We start from the raw sequence: 22,046 nt of genomic DNA, 5'->3' as shown, positions 1-22,046 counted from the left end.
TTTTTCATTTACTGCATCGTTACGGCGGCAGCTGTTGCCCCCAGTTCAAGTTGTAATTGTTGATTGGCTGTCGCCTGTTGTTTTTTCAGTACAATACCGGCAGTACGGTCGCCGGCCACTCTGTACAGCAATTGGCTGCTGCCGGGAAAAGTAATATTGTCGAACAACAGATTTTTGCTTTGGATAAGTTCTACCACAGGAGCCGTTTCCTTGGCCTTTACCGTAATGTTGCGGCATACAATGTTGTTGGCCTCTTGCATTTCAATGCCCTTGTTGGCTTGCAGCACCATGTTTTCCAGTACAATGTTTTGTACCGGCATTTCAGGAAGGCCCCGAACAAAAATGCCTTTGGCTGCGCCATTTACGTACACATTGCTGATGTAAAAATTTTTGAAGACCGGCGTGGTTTCGTCTACCGGTTTAAATTCTGTTTTGGGTAGCTCTCTTACTTCACCGGCCAATGGCACTGGGTCTTTGGCCATGTAATACATGTCGAACAAAATGGCATCGCCTACAATGTCTTTCATGTGAATGTTGTTGATGTAAATATTTTCAACAACACCACCACGGCCACGGGTGGTTTTAAAACGCAAACCAATATCGCTGCCAATAAAAGTACAATTGCTGATGTGCATGTTTTTGGCACCGCCACTCATTTCGCTGCCAATCACAAATCCGCCATGCGATGCGTACACCACGCAGCCACGAATGGTTACATTTTCCGTAGGCATGGCTCTTTTGCGACCATCGGCATCTCTTCCGCTTTTCATACACAATGCATCGTCGCCTACATCAAATACAGAATTTTCAATCAATACATTTTTGCAACTCTCCACATCTATGCCGTCACCGTTTTGTGCATACCAGGGATTTTTTACAGTGATGTTGCGTACTGTGAGGTTTTCACTCATCAACGGATGCAAACACCAGGCCGGTGAGTTTTGAAAAATGACGCCCTCCATCAATATGTTTTTACACTTGGTAAAGACAACCATATTGGGGCGTAAAAAATCTTTCACCCCTTCGTAATCGGCCATGGTTTTTTCAGGGCTGATGGCACCCGGATTTTTCATGGCTGCACCTTTCAATGAGCCGGCATTTGGATACCAGGTTTTCTTGTCTTCACTCAACAAACCGCCACTCTTTACCAACTTCTCCCACTGGCTGGCAGTGAGTTTGTCCTTCTTCACCATACGCCACACATCGCCATTGCCATCTACAATACCCTTGCCCGTAATGGCAATATTGACAGCATTGGTAGCCGATATGGGCGACTGATTGCGCATTTGTGGAAGTCCTTCCCAATCAGTAGGCACCAGTTTGTATTGTGTAAAATCGGTCGTAAACAACAAGGTGGCGCCAACAGCAATGTGCAGGTTGATATTGCTTTTGAGTTCAACAGGCCCTGTAAGCCAGAGCCCTGCAGGCACCAGCACTACGCCACCCCCTTTTTGTGTAGCTGATCAATACTTTGCTGAATGGCAGTTGTATTCAAAAAGTATCCATTGCCTTTGGCCCCTTTGGCTACAATGCTGAGGGTGTCTTTCTTAAAAAGCGGCACAGGCACTTTGGGCAGTGGCTTTGGCAATTGCGCCATCACAGCCATCCATCCTGCACAAGCCACACACATCAACAGCACTTTCTTCATGGGATAATCATTGAGCAATCGTTGGGGAAAAAATCACGGTACAATGTTACCAAGCCCCCTGCAGAAACAAGAGGGCCCGAAATGTTTTATTTACGCAAACGATGTCACGCAACAATGCTAAAAATACTTGCCAATTCGATGGCATCTCATTGCATTTTAACTGCCTGTCGGGCCAGTAATTTCCAGCTTTTACCTTCTTTTTGAAAGATGAGCATGATGCGCAGGTGCACTTCGCCGGGCACTTTATTGTCGTTGGTGCTGGCATGCAGTTCGTGGCGAACAATGGCTACATTTTTGTGAATGCTGATGGTTTGATTTTTGAGTTCTATACTCACAAAATCAGACTTGCCGCTGGCGATTTTTTCTACAAACTGTGCCTGGTTTTCTACAGCCCCTCCACTATGGCCATAGCTCAGGGCTACTGAAGAAACGGCCATTAAAGAATCGGTATTGCCCGATACCATGGCGCTGCGCAGTTGCTCTACTGCTGCAGCTACGGCTGCTGTTTGTTTGTGCTGCGCCATTGCCAGCGTTACGGTGCAAAATGACAGGAAGAGAACCACTATTTTTTTCATGCGTTGCTTTTAAAAAAGAATAAAAAAAGCTGCAACGAAAAGCATTCGTTGCAGCAGTAAGTTGCATTTAAGCAAAAGTTTGTGCCTTAGGCACCAAATCGGTGAGCTCGGTAATTTTTACCGGGCGGCCTTCAGCAATGCTCTTGCGGGCTGCAATGCCAATGAGTACCGACATGGCACCTTCTCTTGTACCCGCCAATACATGGTGCGGATTATCGGTAGGATCAACAAAAATGCGGCGCAGCATGCGAATATCGCCACCACCATGACCACCTTTGATTTTGGCAGTGGTATACACTTCGTAGTCTTTGGCAAAATTGTCCATCACCATTATTTCCTGCACTTCGCCTTTGATGGCATCATCGGCATCCGACATTTCAACAGCATGCCGCTTGGCCTGATCGTCGGGTGTTTTTTGCAAATACGGAATGTCTTCCCATGTTTCCAACCGGCCCTTCATGCCATTGAAAGCAATTTGCCAGCCTTCATATGGCGAATAAGTAGTGAGTGAATAGTTTACAATAACTCCATTGGCGTATTTGATTTGTGCAGACATTTTGTCCCAGATATCAATTTCGTTGCGCCACACACAACCATCACGCAGGTAGCCATCATGTTTTTCATTGTCGGCATACAGTTCCATCAGGCGTTTGTCCTGCGACATATCCCAATAAAATTTACACTTATTTTTATGTTCACAGGTGCGACAATTTACCCCACGGAAATCGTTGTTTTTTCCATAATGCTCCAATGCACCATAAGCACTCACTTCTACAGGTTCGCTATTGAGCCACCAATTAATGAGGTCGAAATGATGCGTGGCCTTGTGCACCCACAAGCTGCCTCCCTTGCCTACAAATCCATGCCAGCGCCTGAAATAATCTGCGCCATGAAACACATTGAGGTACCAGTTGAAATCCACTGAAGTAACCTTACCAATGCGGTTATTCGCCAGCAGTTCTTTCACCTGCATGTTGTGGACACTATGGCGGTAGTTGAATGCAACGGTTACCTTTTTACCCGACTTTTTTTCAGCATCTAAAATGCGTTTGCATTTTACTTCGTCTGTTGTCATCGGCTTTTCTGTAATCACATTTACACCCATGTTCAGCGCCTGCACTATAAAGTCATCGTGTGTACTATCTACTGTGGTTACAATGACATAGTCGGGCTTGGCATCTTTAACCATGTCAACAAAATTGCTGTAGGTTTTACAGCTCACTCCCATGATGCGTTTGGCCGTTTCCAACCGGCCGGGGTTGATGTCACACAAGCCTACAAACTCCACCACATCAGCAAAGCTGGTGACCAAGGTTTTGCCCCAAAGGCTACTGCCACGGTGACCGGTACCCACCATGGCGAGTTTGATTTTGCCCCCCGGTTGCAGGGCAAAACTTTCGAACGGATGCAGCATAAGCGAAGCGCCAGCCGCAGCAGTGTACTTTATAAAATTTCTTCTTTCCATATAGCCGTTGTTTTATTGCAATGCTTGAATTCGAATCCAGTCGATATCTATATAACCGCCATCGTTGGTAACGGTATTTCGATTGATGAAAAAACCAAATTTGGCACCTACCCATCTGCCGGGCTTAGCTGTGAACACATGGGGTGCTTCTGTAAAGGTTTTACCATCGGCACTAAACGCAAATCGACATTTTGCTCCAGGTGCAACTACTAACCGCAGAAAAATATCCTGCCCTTCTACTGTACCCAATGCCGTAATTTTTTCCGGTTTGTTTTTATCCGCATTCAATCGTTCATGATACTGGATGCTGGTGATGCCGTCTTTTTGAGTCAATCCCAAAAAGGCATAGTCGGCGCCATGTACCATAAAACCTGCTTGTTCGTTGTTTTTGGTGGCAGCAAAACGAAGCTTGACCGTAGCGGTAAAACTTTCTGCCGGAAATTTTTGCGCCAGCAAATTGGGATAATCCCAGGCATTAGTTAAGCTATCGGCACGATAGACGGCAAACATGCGTAAATACCCTTGCGTTGTAGGAAAAGCCCAAGTGATATTTGGATTGGCCTGCCACTGCCATTGCTTGCCCAGCAGAGCTGTATTGAACTCATCACTTGTGGGAGGTGCTTGTATACCTGCAGAAGCAACCGGTTTTTTAAATTGCTTTACAGGCTCACCTATTCCATCATTATCTGCATCGGCACCAATTACCGGCCAATCATTTTTCCAAACCATGGGTTGCAAATGCACAATGCGGCCGTAGGCTTCTTTATCCTGAAAGTGCAGGAACCAATCTTTGCCATCGGCTGCAGTCACCCATGCGCCTTGGTGCGGCCCGTTGATGGATGACTTACCCTGATCCATCACCACTTTTCTTTCGTACGGACCATATATATTTTTGCTGCGCAACACCAGTTGCCAACCTGTGCTTACACCACCTGCCGGTGCAAAAATGTAATAGTAGCCATTGCGTTTGTACAACTTTGGTCCTTCTACTGTTGGGTCTTGCGGATGGCCATCAAATACCATCACTCCACTACCGATAGTTTTGGTGCCAGCTGCATTCATTTCTTTTACCACCAATACCGATTTGATACCAGCACGGCTTCCCGCAAATGCATGGGCTAAATACACTTTGCCATCATCATCCCACAGCGGACAAGGATCTATCAAACCTTTGCCGGCTTCTACCAGCACCGGCTGAGACCATGGGCCCTGAAAATTGCGGGCTTTGATGACATAAATACCAAAATCCGGATCGGGAAAATAGATGTAAAACTCTCCCTTGTGAAAACGGATGGATGGCGCCCATACACCTGCACCATGCTGCACTTTGCTGTAATGTTCTATGGGTTGCAAACGTGGCAATGCATGCCCCACTAACTTCCAATTCACCATGTCGGAAGATTGCAGCAACGGCAGGCCGGGTATGTGTGTAAAGCTGCTGGCCGTCATGTAATACTGATTGCCTACACGAATAGCATCAGGGTCTGAATAGTCGGCATGCAACACCGGGTTTTGATAAAAGCCATTGCCTTTATCAGCAGCACCCACAGGTATTTGTGCTGTGGATTTCACAGCCATTACAACACAACAAAAACCAGCTATATAGCCAAACCATCTTTTCATAAATCAATTACATCTTAATAGTCGTCAACCAGTTTTTTAACCGGTCCATCCAATTGTCTTCAGTGGTTTTGTTGTACATACCAAAGCCATGGCCACCTTTAGGATACAGGTGCATTTCAGCAAGTACTTTATTTTGAATACATGCCTGATAAAAGCGAAGACTGTTTTCAACAGGCACTCCTGCATCATCGCCGGCATGCACCAGAAAAACAGGGGGCGTTTGCGGAGTTACCTGCAACTCATTGCTAAAAAACTTTAGCTGCTTTTCATCGGGTTTGCTACCAATCAGGTTGGTTTTGGAACCCTTGTGGGTAATGCTGCTATCGAAACTAATCACCGGATAAATAAGCACACCGAAATCAGGCCTTGCGCTGGTGGTGTCGGTACTGGATGCATCTGCTTTTATGTGAAAATGCGTCAGCGCAGTTGACGCTAAGTGACCACCTGCAGAAAAACCCATGATACCAATTTTGTTGGGGTTGATGCGAAATTGTGCAGCCTTGCTACGTACCAACTGCACGGCCCTTTGTGCATCTTGCAAGGGTGCCATACTCTTGTCGATATTCATGCTATCACTGGGCAAACGATACTTCAATACAAAGGCCGTTACTCCCCAGCTATTTACTACTTCTGCTACACGTGTTCCTTCTTTATCAAATGCTAAAATGCTGTAGCCACCACCAGGACAAATAATGATTGCTGTACCATTGGGCTCTTTGGGAGTATATACCGTAAGCGTAGGCACACTCACTTTTTCAATACGGGTCACATTGTCTTTGAATGTTGAACCCTCTTTGATGGCGGTTGGTTTACTGTTGGGTACAGCTCCGGGATACAGGAACATTTCCACTGGTGGTTGTGCCTGAATGGTTGTCATCATACACAGCAATGTGAAGAAGAAAAAAGCTTGTTTCATCTTGAATTATTTACCGCCGGTTTTGCCCGGCCATACGAAAGGTATGGACTGCGTATTTTCAAAAAACGAACCTGCAGAAAAACGACCGATTTGTGGTCCGCTAAAAATGTTTTCCAAGCTGTACTGTCGGGCTTGCTTCTTGCTCAGTTGCTTTGCCCAAGGTACCCGCTGTGCAGTGGCTGCACCCGGACCGCTATTCTTGTATTCTGCGTAAAAAGTGGTCTGTTCATTGGCTGGATTATCCCAGTTATGCCAACCCACGGGAGCCAACTGTGCAGGCAGCTGGCAGTACATAAACACGGTTTTGGCATGAGCCCGCCAGGGTCGGCCCAAATAAAATTTGGTGACACTGCTATCAGCGGTGATGTTGCAATAGCGAAATACATAGCCAAATTGTTTGCCAGCGGTTGTACTGGCTGCTGTGATGTAAGAATTTACTTTGATGCGAATGTTGCAACTATCAAACACAGCAGTGGCAGGACCGAAAATAAAATCAGTTGTGCCTTCAATATCACACTTCAAAAAATACTGACGGCACAATTCGCCACCGGTAAAAATGGTATCCTGATTGCCCAGAAACCGACAGTTGATAAACAGCGCCTGATCGGCATCTACATACAATGCCAGTGCCTGTCCCACTCTGCCCGAACTGTTTTCAAACGTGATGTTTTGAGCAGTAAATCGATTGCCACTCACTTTCACTGTGTAAGATGAAAAAGTGCCATGCTTGCCTTTTTCGTAAGGCTTGCCAGAGTAATCGTCGAAAGTGATGATGGTGCCTTCTACACTCTCGCCAATCATGGTGATGTCTGTGTTGTTAGCCAGAATTTCGAGCTTCTCTTTGTACACGCCATTTTTAATGTACAATGTAATGGGTGCCAGCGGATAGCCACGCATGGCTTTGATGGCCTCACCAATAGTGTTGTAATCGCCAGAGCCATCTTGTGCTACAGCAAAAATGTATTTGTATTGTTGCGGGTTGGCCGTTTGTGCCTGCAATGCAGCAACAGCAATAAACAGCAACATCATTATTGTACAAAATCTTTTCATCATGGTAACAATCGTTTGCAGTTGAAGGCAACAACCAATGCTGATGCAGCCAACTTTCGAAGTTTCATTTTTTTGTCCGATCAACTGTCCTGCTGTATAGTTCAGGAAGCTGCGCTTTGATTTGTTGCAATACCAGCTGCGCCACCAATCGGGCACCAAGTTCATTAAAGTGTGTATTGTCTTCCTTTCCTTCGGGATAGTTCGGATGTTCACCGGGTTTCAATTGCAAAAACAACCACTTAGATTGTGATTCGCCAAACTGCTGATACAATGCTTTGGTTGCTGTATTCATATCAAACATCAACACATTTTTTTCTTTGGCCACTTGTTGTATGTACGCAATGTATTCAGGATGTGTTTCTTCCTGTTGGCCCTGCGCATCAAACTTGCGACGGCTAACAGGCGTCATCAACACAGCGGTCATGCCTTTGCTGCGGGCTTCATCTACAAAGCGACGCAAATTGTTTTTATATTCTTCTGGTTTGGTGTAGCTTTTTTTAGTAGGCACTTCATCGTTGTGGCAAAATTGGATGAACACATAATCGCCGGCTTTTCCTTCCTGCAAAATGGATTGCCACAAACCCTCTTCAATAAAAGTGCGGCTGCTGCGACCATTCTTTGCTTTGTTTACCACTGTAACAGATGAATCCCAGAAATGCAGAAAAGGCATGCCCCAACCGGCTTCAGGATAGGCTTTCTGCTCTTTGATACTCATGGTAGAATCGCCGGCCAAAAAGATTTTAATTGGAGAACGCTTCGCTTGAAATGCCCACAAGAGTAAGGCTGCCATCAGCATTCCGAAAGTTGTGTACAAGTGGCGTGTATTCATCATCCATGTATTTGCGTAACCAACAATTGAGTTTAGTTTTTTAGCAGGCTGTTCATGTACACTTCAAGGTTACAATACCATTTCGACAGACCGAAAGCAACAGCATCTTGCGGATTGTTTTTATCCAATCCATTTTTTATTTCCCAAGCATCAGGCATACCATCTTTATCCGTGTCCAATGGTGCTGGCAATGCTTTCAATGCAGGCCATGCAGTTACTGTTTTTTCATACGCTGTACCATGCGGATAGCCACCTTGAACATCAATGATATTACCATCTCCCTTTACAATATTTTGCAGAATACGTGCATCCAAAGTATCTCTGCTGTGGCTGGCTCCTGCATGCTTCAGCATGGCTTTGTATGCATCTATGGATGATTGCGGCGTAATGGCCAACACATCAAATGGTTGTTGCATCACAATACTATCGGCACTGAATGGCGCTTTGCCGTCACCAATATGAATGCCTTGCAAATTGGTCATACTCACCGCCGGATATCCTTCCACTGTATTTCCGTCAACAAAAAATTTACCGAAGCCAACTTGTTCGTTGCGGGTAGGATTTACAATGCGGCCGGTTACTTTTTTACCCGTTGCAGGGCCGGGTTTGTAATAATTACCCACTACATTGTATCGGCCTGCTTCTCCACCATATACATTGTTGCCACCCCAGTTGTAAATGAGGTTGTTTCTAAAGTCGACCAACTCGATACTAGCACCAAGCCGTGTACCGTTGAAGCGGGGTGTACGGCTCACACAATGCGCAAATACATTGTGGTGTGCCGATAAATGAGCTCCACCCCAAATCCCACCATACCCGTGATGTTCCCAGTCTTTATCGCCTGTTTCAAAATGATAAGAATAGTTAAGCGGCTCTGCAATGATGTTCCATTGAATGCTTACACTATCACCTCCATACATAGAAAAAACTTCATCTGTACTCCAGCTGAAACTGCAATGATCGATGATGACATTTTTGCGACGACCACCGCTAAAAGCATCATCTCCTCCACTGCCATCTACCATACCTGCCTGGCTTTGGTAGCGGTCGCCCATGCGAAAACGCATGTAGCGTAAAATGATATTGTCTCCATTCAGCGATACGTTGTGATCAGCAATGCAAATTCCATCGCCCGGAGCCGTTTGACCGGCAATGGTTGCATGCCCGTTGATAACCAGTTTAGATTGAAGATGAATGGTGCCCGACACGGCAAACACAATCATTCGTTTGCCTTTTGCCTCAGCGGCTTCTCTGAAACTACCCGGCCCTGCATCATTGAGATTGTCAACCACATACACTTTACCGCCACGGCCACCGGTTGTGTACTTGCCAAATCCTTCTGCACCGGGAAATGCCAATGCAACTTCTTGTACTTGCAGTTTCGGTTGAGCACTACAAGCCAGCACCATACAACACATCCCTAACATCCATCCTACTCTCATGCTATAAAAATTGGCTCCTTCAGTGCAGTACACTGAAGGAGCTGGTTACCAAACAATCGAAACGTATCGCATTAATAGCCGGGGTTCTGTTTCAACTTACCCTGATAAGAAGAGAGTGTTCCTTGATCGAATGGAAACAATTCGCTTTTGCCGGGGGTAAAGAATGAGGCGAAACCTTGCCACAATGGTTTACTGTCGATCTGATTGCTGGTGAGTTGCTGCGCCCAATCAGTGCGGGTCCAACCGGTGGTTGGCGATGGCACTTGTGTAGGCCGCCAAAATGGTTGCGCAGTAGCAGGTGCTGTAGCGCCAGCGAAGTATTGAATTTCTTCACCATTGTTTCTCCAGTAGATGTACTGGGGCACATTGGCATACGGAGCACGGCGGTCACGAATAGCCTGAATATTGGTTCTTGCTTCTGCAATTTTTGTAGCCAGCAAATTCCAACGCAGCAAATCAAATTTGCGAATGCCTTCATGACCAAACTCCAGATAACGCTCATTGACAATGGCATTGAAAAACCCGGCTTTGTCTGTAGGTGTGGTACCTATCAACGCAGCGTTGCCGTTGAATGCTCTTTTACGTACTTCTTCAAATGCAGCAATGGCTTCAGCAGTAGGGCCATTGTTGATTTCGTTTACTGCTTCTGCATACATCAGTAATACATCTGCAAAACGAATCACAGACCAGTTGTAGCCTACATTCAACACGGTACCAGGCAGCAACGGATTGCGCCAATCGCGGCGGTACTTTCCGGTATTAAGTTCGCCCAGTCGACGCTGGCTTTTGATATTGGTAGCAGAAGTAACCTGATAATGCGTAATGGTTACATCTCTGCGGCTATCAGCAGAATCAAATGCATAGAAATAATTGGGCAGCATCACGATACCACCACCACCGGCACCATAGCGGGAAGCGTTGCTGAGGTTGGGTCCGTCGTAGTTGCCCATGCGGCTATCACTGTTGCCATTGCCACCACCTGCACCTACTTCAAATAAAATTTCTGCCTGAGGATCGTATTGAAATGAGGTGAGTTTGCGCCAGATATCGATATAGCTTGGATTGAGCGTATGCTGGTCGCGACGAGCCATCAATTCTTCACATTCTTTCTTGGCTATTTGATAATAAGTGAGGTAATCGCTGCGCCGTTCCATCTGCCCATTTTGACGCAATGAAAAACCGCCACGATTGAGTGCAATTCTTGCACGAAGTGCTTTGGCAGCCCCCTTTGTGATGCGTTCATTGCGAGGGCCGGCTTCTGTACGCCAAGGCAACAAATCAATAGCTGTTGCCAAGTCGTTCAAAATTTTATCATATGTAGAATCTCTGTCGGCTTGTGGTACAAACAAATCGGCTTGCTTATATGCTGGCACCATGGGAGCCGGCACATCACCCCAGTTGCGAATGAGTTCATGATAAAACTGTGCTCTTAACGTGAGGGCTTCTCCATACATCCGCTTCAGTTCTTTTTGCTCCGTGGCAGAACCCGTGGTAAATTTTTCCATCAACGGGATTTGCTCAATACAGAGATTGGCTTTTTCGATACCCCGATACAACTGACGAAACGGGTTGGCTATTTCTGAGTTGGTAAGCAGCAACTGATAGCGGCCTACTCCACGGCGGCCGTTATCAATATTACCACTCACAATACCTTCATCCGAATCGTACGGATAATACATGCTGATTCGGATGCCGTATCCATTGTCTCCCTGCAATTCATCGTATACACCTACCAATGCATTGTAGGTGTTGGATACATCAGAAAATACCTGGGCAATGCCGTATTGAGAAACAGGTTCAACAATCGTATATTTTTTACAAGAGCTGATGCCGAAGAATGCTGCTGACATGGCAGCCGCAATGAAAGTCCTTTGTATTTGCTTTTTCATAAGGCTTCGTATTAAAGGCTGAGTCAATTAAAAAGTAACGTTTACACCAAATACCCATGTACGAGAACGAGGATATGCGGCAAAATCAACACCGGGAGTCAATGGATCTGAACGACGGGCTGTTACATCAGGGTCATAACCGCTGTAGTTGGTAAGCGTTGCAAGATTGTTGACCGTACCAAATACCCGAAGCGTAGCAATCTTCATACGAGACAACAATGCTGCAGGCAATGTATAACCCAGTGTTACGTTGTTGATACGCAGGTAAGAACCATTTTCGACAGCCCATGAATGCAGCCACCAACGTTGTACCCGTACAGGGCTCCAAATTTTAGCGTTGGCATTGAGTGCATCCAATGCTTTAGGGTCAGTTACTACATTACCATTGGCATCAATATTGGTCCAACGATCTTTCATGATGTTGAGCATGTTCAGGTTTGAAAATGCACCATCTGTCCATTCGAGTTTGTTGGCGTTGTAGATATCGTTGCCTACCACAAAGTTTACGAAGATGCTGGCGTCGAAATTGCCATAGCGGAACTGGTTGTTCCAACCACCAGTAAAGTCTGGATTGGCATTACCAATGATGGTGCGGTCTTTATCAGAAGTAATCAAACCATCACCATCCAAGTCTTTCCATTTCATCATACCAGGCTGTGGAGTACCATACACACCATTTACAGGTACGCCTGCTTTAATGGTGTACACACCAGTAGTAGCGTTGTAATCAAAGTCTTCTGTTTTGTAAAAACCATCCGTTACAAAACCATACATCAAGCCGGTAGGCTGGCCCACTTTTACCAAATAATCTGGCACACCATCAGTACCCTGCCAGCCAGAGTTACGTTCAATAAAATCAACACCACCAAGGCTTTCTACTTTATTACGGTTAAATGCAATATTGAAGTTGCTGGTCCAGGTGAAGTTCTTTTTGTTGATAGGCGTTGCATTTATCTGCACTTCAATACCACGGTTGCTGGTAGCACCAATGTTTTGTATTTGTGAAGTATAACCTGTTGTAGGCGGAATAGCTACAGCCAGCAACAAATCGTTGGCTTTGTTTTTATACGCATCTACTGTTACCTGCAGGTTGTTGTTGAAGAATGCCAAATCCAAACCAATGTTCATGGTGGTATTCTTTTCCCAACGCAAGCCGGGGTTTGCCAATGCAGTAGGCGCAAAACCGGGTACAATGCTGTGGTTAAATGCATACTGACCGGTTACACCATACAACTGCAGATACAGCAAATTATCGATACGGTTGTTGCCCACGGCACCATAGCCAAAGCGAAGCTTACCTTCATTGAGCCACTTAGCGTTTTTCATAAAGCCCTCGCGGCTGAAACGCCAAGCCAGTGAACCCGATGGAAACACGAGGCTTCCATTGTCTGAGCTGAACTTAGAGGAACGGTCGCTGCGTAAATTGAAAGTGGCTAAATACTTATCGTCGTATGCATAATTGAGCCGGCCAAAGAACGACAAGATACGATTGGGCGGCTGTACAAATGAGGTTGGCAAAGGCTGTGCAGAACCGGTAGGTGCAGAGCCGAGACCCATGTTGGCCAACGCTTTTTCTGCAGAAATATCAGCAGGAAAAAAGCGGGTTTCAAAGGCATCTGTCTTTGATTGTTGCTCCACTATTTCCTGGCCAATCAATACGCTGAAATCATGTTTGTCTTTGTAATTGCTGACGCTGTACTGTAACGTATTGGAATTGTTGAATGAACTGTTGTTTTGCTTACCAATTGAAGCAACCGGCAATGAAGCAAAGTTTCGGGCTGTGCTGGTGATTTTGCTATAAAACAAATCGGTTTGCACATTGGCAGCATCATAGCCAAATGTAGAACGGAATGTCAGGTTCTTGACAATGTTGTAATTGAGGTAGCCAGTAAAATAAGTACCCTTTGTATACTGACGACGGTATTCGGCTTGTGTTAGCAACACGGGGTTGGTAGCACCAGCAGAAGCAAGAAAGTATGCTTCGTCAAAATCATCGATACCGCCATTGGGTGTTGGTATTTCAAACGGCCGATAGTTGATGGCATGACGTAAACGGTTGGTGGTACGTGTACCGCTGTTGGTGGTACCGGCACCACGAATGGTTTGGTCGAGATAACGAACCGTCATACCCATGCGAAACTTGCTGCTGATGCGATGATCCAACTTGAAGTTGACAAGGTATCTGTCGAAGCCAGATTCTAATTGTACGCCTTCTTCTTTGTTGCCGGTAAGGCTCAGGTTGAAAGTGGTGTTTTGATTACCACCATTTACCACTACGTTGTGGTTTTGGAAAGAAGCACTGCGACCAAAAACCTGTTCCTGCCAATTGATGGGTGCCATGTTTTTGTACACGTTCAATGTATCCCAGGTAGTGCCATAGGTTTGTGCAAAACTGCTGCTATCGGCCACGCTGCCACGGCTGCGTTCGTACTGCCAGCGTACAAAATCATAAGGGCTCAGCACTTCCATGGTTTTGGGCAAATTTCGAACACCCATTTGGCCGTTGTAAGAAACCGTTGTTTTACCAGCCTTGCCACCTTTGGTAGTAATGAGGATGACACCATTGGCAGCACGGGCACCATAAATAGCCGTAGTAGAAGCATCTTTCAAAACATCAATTGATTGAATGTCTTGCGGAGACAACACATTCAAGGCATTTTCAACCTGCACACCATCTACAATGTATAGTGGTGAGTTGTCTTGTGTAATAGAACCACCACCACGAACACGAATAATAATTTCTGCACCGGGAGCCCCTTCTGTAGCAATGGCCTGCACACCAGCCAACCGGCCCTGAATGGCTTCTGCAGCCGAGGCAATGGGCACGTCTTTTATTTGCTTGGCAGAAACAGAAGACACAGAACCCGTAAGGTTTTTACGGGCAACAGTTGAGTAACCTACTACTACTACATCTTCCAGATTAGAAGGCAATCTTTCCATACTCACTTCCACGGCAGTTTTGCCGTCGGTACTTACCGTATTGGTTTTGAAACCAGTATAGCTAAACACCAGTGTAACCTTGGTGCTGCCAGCAACGGCAATGCTGAACGTACCGTCAGCTTCGGTTTGTGTACCGGTTTTGGCACCCTGTACTACTACACTTACACCACTCAGTGGTGCTCCTGCATCGTCAGTTACCTTCCCCTTAATTTGCCGCGATTGAGACCATGCTGCTATTGGTACAAGCAAGACCAATAAGCAATACAACATCAGTTTTTTCATAAGCAATAGGCATTAAAAAATGAACAAGCACAAATCATGTGGATTTGCAAAAACAAGGTTGAATTACCTGATGTAAAAACCCTTCCGATACCTCAATAACATGGCACCCATTGCCAAAGGCAACTGGCAATAGTGAGCATGGTTGTTGGTTTTATTTTAAATGGCGCAGAAGACGGAAGTAAGGGATATTGTCATGCAAGCATTCCATCGTTGTTTTCGTATGTCAATGCTACTCACTATTTATTTTTCCAGCGGATTTTGCCGTGCTTTTTTTTACGCAATCGTTACCATTTTGCGGTACATTTTTGATACAAAATGACTGCTGCACATTAGCGGCATCCACGGCGCTGTATGCCAAGCAGGTTTATGTTACATTTACCCCTCAAAAGCAACTGTTCATGAAGTTTGAAGCCGCCACTATTAAAGACATTGCCAAAGCACTCGGCGTTTCTACCTCCACTGTTTCCCGTGCATTGCGAGACAGCCACGAGATTAGCCCCGAAACCAAACAACTGGTAATAGAATGTGCAGAACGGCTCAATTATAAACCCAACCCCATTGCACTCAGCCTGAAAGAAAAACGCAGCCGTTCCATTGGGTTGGTGGTATGCGAAATTGCCAATAACTTTTTCTCACAAATCATCAATGGTATTGAATCCATTGCTTACGACAAAGGCTATAATGTCATCATTACCCAAAGCTTTGAATCGTACGAACGGGAAGTGCTCGATGTACAGTTTCTTTCCTCCCGTGGTGTGGATGGACTCATCATTTCACTGTCTACCGAAACGCATGACCTCAGCCATTTGAAAACCTTGCACGACCGTGGCCTGCCCATTGTTTTTTTGATCGCATCACCGATGAAATCAATACACACAAAGTAATTGTAGACAACTACAAAGGCGCCTTTGATGCTACCGATCATTTAATTCAAATGGGTGCCAAACGCATTGCGGTCATCAGCAGCTCCGAATTTCTCAGCATTACCAAAGACCGGGTAGCAGGTTATAAAGAAGCATTGAAAGCACATGGCATTGAAGCCAACGACGATTACATCCACTACAGCTTTTACAGCGGCATGGATTTTTCTGAAATTGAAGCCATCATCAACAAATTGTTTACCCTCAAGCAAAAGCCCGATGCCATTTTAACCACCAGTGATAAAATCACCACGGGTGTGTTGAAAACGCTCAAACGCAGGGGCATTAAAATTCCGGATGATGTTGCCCTGGCTGGTTTTTCCAACACCGACATTCCTGAATTGATAGACCCGCCCATGACCATTGTGCGGCAGCCATCCCGCGAAATGGGCGAAGCAGCGGTGAACCTGCTGTTGCAACTCATCGAAAGCAAACGGCCGGTGAAAGAGTTTGAAAAACGCATGCTTTCCCCCGAATTGCAAGTACGGGCCTCCTCCATGGGTAAGAAGAAAGCCACCCGCAAAACCAGCAAATAACGACTGTTACAAAGTCATTTACCCCCTTGGCTGGTAGCTTCGGGGGCTATTCCTGCGTTTCCCATAGTTTTGTTGCAAATCAATGTACACCCCCGAATGGAGGAAATCTTTATACTACTGGGCCTGATAATTGTGAACGGACTTTTTTCGATGAGTGAAATTGCACTCGTATCGGCCCGCAAAACCCGTTTGGAACACCTGGCCAACGAAGGCAACAGCAATGCCGCCGTAGCGCTGAAACTGATTGAAAAGCCTGAGATTTTTTTGAGTACTGTACAGGTTGGCATTACCCTCATCAGCATTGTAACGGGTTTGTATTCTGGCGAAAAATTCAGCAAAGACTTAGAACCCTATATTGCCAATATTAGCCTACTCCAACCTTATGCAGCTTCGGTAAGTACCTCATTGGTGGTTATTCTGGTAACGTTTTTATCCATACTTGTTGGTGAACTCATTCCCAAAAAACTGGCCATGCTACGCTCCGAAAAAATTGCGTTGATGGCGGCCCCCCCCATGTGGTTTTTGTCAAAAATCACCATGCCTATTATTTGGTTGCTCAATGCCATGTCGGGTTTCTTTTTCCGTTTGTTCAAAATCAAAGACACCAAACTTTCTGTAGTAACGGAAGAAGAAATTAAAGCCTTGGTAAGTGAAAGCGCCGAAAGCGGAGAGATAGATGAAACGGAACAACAAATCATTGAACGGGTGTTTCACCTGGGCGACCGCAGCATCACTTCGCTGATGACGCACCGCAGCGATATTGTTTGGCTGCCACTCCACGGCACCATTGAAGATTTGCTGAAAAAATGCAGCCGTCACCCCACTCGGTGTATCCGTTGTGCGATGGCGGTATCGATGATATTGTGGGCATTTTACAATTGAAAGATATTGTGCTGGCCGAACGCAATACCAGCCTGGCCAACTTCAAACGGGAAGCGGTGTTTGTACCGGACAATAACACGGCTTACCAGCTGATGGAGAAGTTCAAAAAAACAAAAGTGCACTCTGCTTTTATTGTAGATGAATACGGTACACTGCAGGGCATGATTACCCTCAACGATATATTGGAAGCCATTGTAGGCGATATACCAGAGCAGGGCGATGATGACTATGAAATGATCCGCCGCGAAGACGGTAGTTATTTGGTAGATGCCCGCCTGCCTTTCTACGATTTCCTGAGCCGCTTTGACAAAGAAGACTGGATGGACGACGACCAGGAATTTGATACTGTCGGCGGTTTCATCATTCACCACCTCGAACGCATTCCTGCCACCGGCGACCTGTTTGAATGGCGGGGTTTCAAATTTGAAATCATCGATAAAGACGGAGCAAGAATCGATAAAATTTTGGTGGTCATCACCGACCCTTCTTTGCTACCCGATGCTGACCGGGAAGATGAATCGGGCGATGCCTGAGCTTAAAATTTAAACACTACTTCGCTGGATGGATTGTCGAGCTTGTAGCTGTGCTGCTGACCGTTTACGGTTACGTGGTGCATATTGATTTGCTCCTTTTTGTACTCGTACAAAAGGCGGTTTGAAATCTGCAATTGTTTCAAAGCCGGCACTTGCGTTATTTCGAAATAACACCAGGTGCTCTCTTCTACCCTTTCCGAACCGATGTAGTTCCATTTGCAGAGCTTGCCATCTACCCGAAACTGCATTTTCTCTTTGAGGTAAGTATTGATGAGGCTGTCGGTGGCGGCGTTGGGCTGGTACAAATCAATTTTCTTTCCGGGAAAGCGCAGCTTCAACGTGTTTTCAAAATCATCTGTAAAAATGCGGACGCTGGTTTCCAGCGATTGCTCAGCCTTGTTGTGATTTACTTCTATCACACTCACAAAAAACGGGTGCCAAAAGGCCGCCAGCAACACGGTCAACAAAGATTTGATCATCAACATGGCGCAAATGTCTGCACTCGGCTGTGTACCACCAAAGTGAATTCATCGCCACTCATCAAAAACCTTAGGCCACTGCCTTCAGCTTCGCTTGTTTTTTGCCCTTGAAGCGTCTATTATTCTTTTCACTACAATTGGTTATTTCCTTTACTTCGGCGCATGTTTTGGGATTATTTTCATATTGGCTGGGATCACATTATTAACCGCAATGCATGGGATCACCTGCTGTTTATCATGGCACTGAGTGCCATTTATGTGTTTAAGGACTGGAAACAAGTCCTCATTTTGGTAACGGCATTTACCATTGGCCACACGGTCACCCTTATTTTGGCAACGTTCAACATCATCCGTTTCAGCAGCACCTGGATTGAGTTCTTAATTCCAGTGACCATTATGATTACGGCGCTGGCCAATACGCTGATGAAAAAATTTACGCCAAAAACCATTCGCCTCAATTACTTTCTGGCGCTGGCATTTGGGCTTATTCATGGCATGGGCTTTGCCAACGGCTTGCGTAGTTTGTTGGGCAAAGAGTCCGACATTTTACTGCCCTTACTCGGCTTCAACCTTGGCCTCGAAGCTGGCCAGCTGGTAGCTGTTCTTGCATTGTTGATACTGGCAGCCATTTGGCAAGGCGTGTTCAAAGTAAGCCGCCGCGATTGGGTATTGTTTTTAAGCGGTGGCGCTTTTATGGCTGCATTGGTAATGGCCATGGAACGCTTACCTTTCAACCTTTAATTTCCATTCTTCCTCCTATAAAAACCAATACTACTTATGATGAAAAAATGGCTGATGATTTGCTTCGGATTGGCCGCTACAGCAGGCCTGCAGGCGCAGGACATCCGAAACAACCCCACCAGTAACCACGGCAACAAGTTTGAGCAGCTGGGTACCATACTGCCCACCGCCAACGAATACCGCACAGCCAGTGGTGCTCCCGGTCCTAAATACTGGCAGCAGCGGGCCGATTACAAAATCAGTTGCGAACTGGATGAGGCCAAACTGGAACTGCGGGGTAAAGAAACCATTACGTACTTCAACAACAGCCCGGATGTACTCACCTACCTGTGGCTGCAGTTGGACGAGAATGAACATGACCCCAACTCAAACAACAACGTGTTTGACGAAAGCGGCATGCGCCCCAATATGAGTGTTGGCGAACTCGCCGGCATCGACAAAAAAGCTTTGCTCGAAGGCCATGGCGATAAAATTGATTACATCAAGGATGCCACTGGCAAAGCACTGAAGTATACCATCAACCAAACCATGATGCGCATTGACCTGCCCGTGCCCCTGAAGCCCGGTCAGCAATACGTACTCAACATTGGCTGGCACTACAAAATTCCGAACCGCATGACGCTTGGCGGCCGTGGTGGTTATGAGTTTTTTCCAAAAGATGGCAACAATGTATTTACCATGGCACAGTGGTTTCCCCGCTTGTGTGTATACAGCGATTTTCAGGGATGGCAAAACCATCAGTTTACCGGCCGTGGCGAATTTGCCCTCGTGTTTGGTAACTATGATGTAGAAATGACCGTGCCTGCTGACCACGTAGTAGGTGCTACCGGCGAATGCCAAAACTATCAGGCTGTACTGAGCCCTGCACAGTTTGCCCGTTGGCAAAAAGTACAGACTTCAAAAGACGTAATGGAAATCGTTACGCTGGATGAAGCCAAGAAAGCCGAACTGGCCAAAGCTTCTGCTAAAAAAACATGGAAGTACAAAGCCAATATGGTGCGTGACTTTGCCTGGACCAGCAGCCGCAAATTTGTGTGGGATGCATTGCCCACTTATGTAGAAGGCAAAAAGGTAATGAGCATGAGCTACTACCCCAAAGAAGCCTACAACCTGTGGCGTACATACAGTACTAAAGTAGTAGCACATACCATTAAATCGTACAGCAAGTTTTCTATTCCTTACCCCTATCCGGTGGCTATTAGTGTGGAAGCCAGCAACGGTATGGAGTACCCTATGATTTGCTTCAACAACGGTCGTTGTGCAGAAGATGGCACTTACACCGAAGCCACCAAGTACAGCATGATTGGTGTAATTGTGCACGAAGTGGGCCACAACTTCTTCCCGATGATTGTGAACAGCGACGAACGCCAGTGGAGCTGGATGGACGAAGGCCTGAACACTTTTGTACAGTACCTTACCGAAGAATTGTTCGACAATAAATATCCTAGCCGCCGTGGGCCGGCATGGGCTATTGTAGACTACATGAAGCTCCCCAAAAATCAACTGGAGCCCATCATGACCAACAGCGAAAACATTATTCAGTTTGGTCCAAACGCTTACAGCAAACCAGCCACCGGCCTCAATATTTTGCGTGAAACCATCATGGGTCGTGAGCTGTTTGATTTTGCCTTCCGTGAGTACTCTCGTCGTTGGGCTTTCAAACATCCTACACCTGCCGATTTGTTCCGCACCATGGAAGATGCCAGTGCTGTTGACCTCGACTGGTTTTGGCGTGGTTGGTTCTACAGCATCGATGCCTGTGATATTTCACTGGACTCTGTGCTGAGCTTCCGCATCAACGACAAATTGGGTGCACCACCAAGCCGCCCCGGCAACGATACCTTTTACGTGGCCAAGCCTGCCGTAAATGCATTTGAAGACATCTCTAAAATTCGCAACCGCGAAGACAAGAGCATTGTGTTTGAAACAGACCGCGACACAACGCTGCGTGACTTTTACTGGTACTATGCCCGTGGCATGAAGAATGTAGACAACAGTCCTATTGTACGGGAACGTACACCAGGCGAAGCTATTACTGCAGAAGATCCGGCACCATTCAAAGACAAGTGGTTTTACGAACTGCGTTTGTCGAACAAAGGTGGTTTGGTAATGCCTGTGATTATTGAATGGACTTTTGCCGACGGCAGCAAAGAAGTAGACCGCATTCCTGCTGAAATCTGGCGCAAGAATGAATTGCAGATCAGCAAGGTGTTCATGAAAAACAAAGAAGTAAAAGCTGTTTTGATTGACCCCATGCGTGAAACCGCCGACATCAACGAGACCAACAACCGTTGGCCAGCCGTGGGTGCTCCCAGCCGTTTCCAATTGTTCAAGGGAGGCTTCCGCAACCGCAACGCCGGTGCTGCATTGCCCAACCCCATGCAGCGGGAAATTAAATAAGCGAAAGCATCAAGTTTGCAAAAAAGCCCTTCTCGTCAGAAGGGCTTTTTTCATGCCCCGGCTTTTCCGCTTCTGCATTTGCATTGTACAAACCCAATGCTGGCAAGGCTTTTAGCAGCCGAGAAAAATTTTTTTGTCAATAAATCTGTACCCCTACTTTTGCCGCGGAGAGATGGCAGAGCGGTCGAATGCGGCGGTCTTGAAAACCGTTGACTGTCAAAGGTCCGGGGGTTCGAATCCCTCTCTCTCCGCCCTTGAAAGCCTCAGCATTGCTGAGGCTTTTTTGTTGGCCTATTGCCAGCCATGGTTGCCATACTTTCTGACAAGCTCATCCGACGCTGTTTGATAATTTCACTATAATGCGTTTATCTTACCAGCCTTAATCCCCGGAAAGATGAAAAACATAGTAACCTGTGCTTTGCTGTTACTGATATGCTGTTATGGCTATGCCCAAAAAATTGACATGCGGGTTGTGTATACCACTGGTGGCACATTACCTAAGGATGGCGAAACTGTAAAAGCTCTTGAGTTTAAGATTGCTGCTGAAACCAGTTTTATAAGTGGCTCAGGAACCGCTGTAGGCAAAGCAATTCCGGGCAAGCTTTTCATCAAAAAAGATATTGATTCTTCCGCCAATCCATTGTTCAGGCGACTAGTAATGGGACAGCATTTCCCCAGTATTGTTTTTGATTATTATGATGACAAAAACACCAACTATTACAGTATCACCATCACAGAAGCTTTTGTGACCAACCTTGAATTTCTGACGCCTGAATGCCCCTCTTGTTTGAAGCTGGAAAACCTGATAGGCTTTGTTTTTAAAACCATCAAGCTGGAGGATAAAATCAAAAAGACAAATATTACCTGGGACATTTCACTAATGAGAATCATTTAAC

19 protein-coding genes and 1 tRNA gene are annotated in these 22,046 nt (G+C 46.0%); 8 read left to right on the top strand and 12 right to left on the bottom strand.

Annotated elements, in window-relative coordinates; all coding sequences use genetic code 11:
* Positions 1-8 precede the first annotated feature (8 nt).
* The 11 genes from GLV81_RS08435 to GLV81_RS08390 all read right to left on the bottom strand — a co-directional run bounded on the left by GLV81_RS08435 (position 9) and on the right by GLV81_RS08390 (position 14,659).
* Positions 9-1,436: a glycoside hydrolase family 28 protein gene (locus GLV81_RS08435; RefSeq protein ID WP_246186326.1), complete on the bottom strand. Its 1,428-nt coding sequence runs from the start codon at positions 1,434-1,436 to the stop codon at positions 9-11.
* The gene (locus GLV81_RS20195) at positions 1,436-1,648 is read right to left on the bottom strand and encodes a hypothetical protein (RefSeq protein WP_246186325.1); all 213 of its coding nucleotides are present in this window, start codon (positions 1,646-1,648) and stop codon (positions 1,436-1,438) included. The genes GLV81_RS08435 and GLV81_RS20195 overlap by 1 nt, the downstream gene beginning before the upstream one ends.
* Before the next feature lie 146 nt (positions 1,649-1,794).
* On the bottom strand, positions 1,795-2,223 hold the full coding sequence (locus GLV81_RS08430; RefSeq protein WP_157478477.1) for a nuclear transport factor 2 family protein: 429 nt from the start codon (positions 2,221-2,223) through the stop codon (positions 1,795-1,797).
* Between the two features lie 67 nt (positions 2,224-2,290).
* A complete protein-coding gene (locus GLV81_RS08425; RefSeq protein WP_157478476.1) occupies positions 2,291-3,688 on the bottom strand; it encodes a Gfo/Idh/MocA family protein in 1,398 nt (465 codons plus the stop codon).
* A gap of 12 nt (positions 3,689-3,700) precedes the next feature.
* Complete coding sequence (locus tag GLV81_RS08420; RefSeq protein WP_157478475.1) at positions 3,701-5,311, bottom strand: glycoside hydrolase family 43 protein; 1,611 nt, start codon at positions 5,309-5,311, stop codon at positions 3,701-3,703.
* A 7-nt stretch (positions 5,312-5,318) separates the two neighbouring features.
* The gene (locus GLV81_RS08415) at positions 5,319-6,227 is read right to left on the bottom strand and encodes an alpha/beta hydrolase (protein ID WP_157478474.1); all 909 of its coding nucleotides are present in this window, start codon (positions 6,225-6,227) and stop codon (positions 5,319-5,321) included.
* A gap of 6 nt (positions 6,228-6,233) precedes the next feature.
* The gene (locus GLV81_RS08410; RefSeq protein ID WP_246186324.1) at positions 6,234-7,280 is read right to left on the bottom strand and encodes a pectinesterase family protein; all 1,047 of its coding nucleotides are present in this window, start codon (positions 7,278-7,280) and stop codon (positions 6,234-6,236) included.
* 61 nt (positions 7,281-7,341) lie between these two features.
* The gene (locus GLV81_RS08405) at positions 7,342-8,109 is read right to left on the bottom strand and encodes a rhamnogalacturonan acetylesterase (protein ID WP_246186323.1); all 768 of its coding nucleotides are present in this window, start codon (positions 8,107-8,109) and stop codon (positions 7,342-7,344) included.
* Positions 8,110-8,138: 29 nt separating this feature from the next.
* Positions 8,139-9,548 (bottom strand): pectate lyase family protein, encoded by a 1,410-nt coding sequence (locus GLV81_RS08400; protein WP_197429040.1) that lies wholly within the window; start codon positions 9,546-9,548, stop codon positions 8,139-8,141.
* A gap of 71 nt (positions 9,549-9,619) precedes the next feature.
* The gene (locus tag GLV81_RS08395; protein WP_157478473.1) at positions 9,620-11,437 is read right to left on the bottom strand and encodes a RagB/SusD family nutrient uptake outer membrane protein; all 1,818 of its coding nucleotides are present in this window, start codon (positions 11,435-11,437) and stop codon (positions 9,620-9,622) included.
* A gap of 27 nt (positions 11,438-11,464) precedes the next feature.
* Positions 11,465-14,659: a SusC/RagA family TonB-linked outer membrane protein gene (locus tag GLV81_RS08390; protein ID WP_157478472.1), complete on the bottom strand. Its 3,195-nt coding sequence runs from the start codon at positions 14,657-14,659 to the stop codon at positions 11,465-11,467.
* Positions 14,660-15,057: 398 nt separating this feature from the next.
* Here GLV81_RS08390 and GLV81_RS21210 point away from each other — a divergent pair, with 398 nt between their 5' ends.
* From GLV81_RS21210 to GLV81_RS20185, 4 genes are all read left to right on the top strand, one after another.
* The gene (locus GLV81_RS21210) at positions 15,058-15,543 is read left to right on the top strand and encodes a LacI family DNA-binding transcriptional regulator (RefSeq protein WP_281350814.1); all 486 of its coding nucleotides are present in this window, start codon (positions 15,058-15,060) and stop codon (positions 15,541-15,543) included.
* A gap of 50 nt (positions 15,544-15,593) precedes the next feature.
* Positions 15,594-16,115: a substrate-binding domain-containing protein gene (locus GLV81_RS21205; protein WP_343030616.1), complete on the top strand. Its 522-nt coding sequence runs from the start codon at positions 15,594-15,596 to the stop codon at positions 16,113-16,115.
* 96 nt (positions 16,116-16,211) lie between these two features.
* Entirely contained in the window at positions 16,212-16,997 is a 786-nt protein-coding gene (locus tag GLV81_RS20190; protein WP_246186322.1) for a hemolysin family protein, read from the top strand.
* The gene (locus GLV81_RS20185; RefSeq protein ID WP_246186321.1) at positions 16,922-17,530 is read left to right on the top strand and encodes a transporter associated domain-containing protein; all 609 of its coding nucleotides are present in this window, start codon (positions 16,922-16,924) and stop codon (positions 17,528-17,530) included. The genes GLV81_RS20190 and GLV81_RS20185 overlap by 76 nt, the downstream gene beginning before the upstream one ends.
* Positions 17,531-17,532: 2 nt before the next feature.
* On the opposite strand, the gene GLV81_RS08375 is transcribed toward GLV81_RS20185, so the two are convergent.
* Positions 17,533-18,015, bottom strand: coding sequence for a DUF6702 family protein (locus GLV81_RS08375; protein WP_157478471.1), 483 nt, complete (start codon positions 18,013-18,015; stop codon positions 17,533-17,535).
* Between the two features lie 156 nt (positions 18,016-18,171).
* Between GLV81_RS08375 and GLV81_RS08370 the strand changes: the two genes are divergently transcribed.
* From GLV81_RS08370 to GLV81_RS08355, 4 genes are all read left to right on the top strand, one after another.
* Entirely contained in the window at positions 18,172-18,750 is a 579-nt protein-coding gene (locus tag GLV81_RS08370) for a HupE/UreJ family protein (protein ID WP_157478470.1), read from the top strand.
* Between the two features lie 36 nt (positions 18,751-18,786).
* Positions 18,787-21,150: a M1 family metallopeptidase gene (locus GLV81_RS08365; RefSeq protein WP_246186320.1), complete on the top strand. Its 2,364-nt coding sequence runs from the start codon at positions 18,787-18,789 to the stop codon at positions 21,148-21,150.
* A 166-nt stretch (positions 21,151-21,316) separates the two neighbouring features.
* Positions 21,317-21,401: transfer RNA gene (locus GLV81_RS08360), tRNA-Ser, on the top strand.
* 221 nt (positions 21,402-21,622) lie between these two features.
* Positions 21,623-22,045: a type VI secretion system tube protein Hcp gene (locus GLV81_RS08355; RefSeq protein ID WP_197429039.1), complete on the top strand. Its 423-nt coding sequence runs from the start codon at positions 21,623-21,625 to the stop codon at positions 22,043-22,045.
* Position 22,046 lies beyond the last annotated feature (1 nt).

The organism is Phnomibacter ginsenosidimutans (genome assembly GCF_009740285.1).
Classification (GTDB): Bacteria; Bacteroidota; Bacteroidia; order Chitinophagales; family Chitinophagaceae; genus Phnomibacter; species Phnomibacter ginsenosidimutans.
This window is presented reverse-complemented; position numbering and strand designations above follow the sequence as displayed.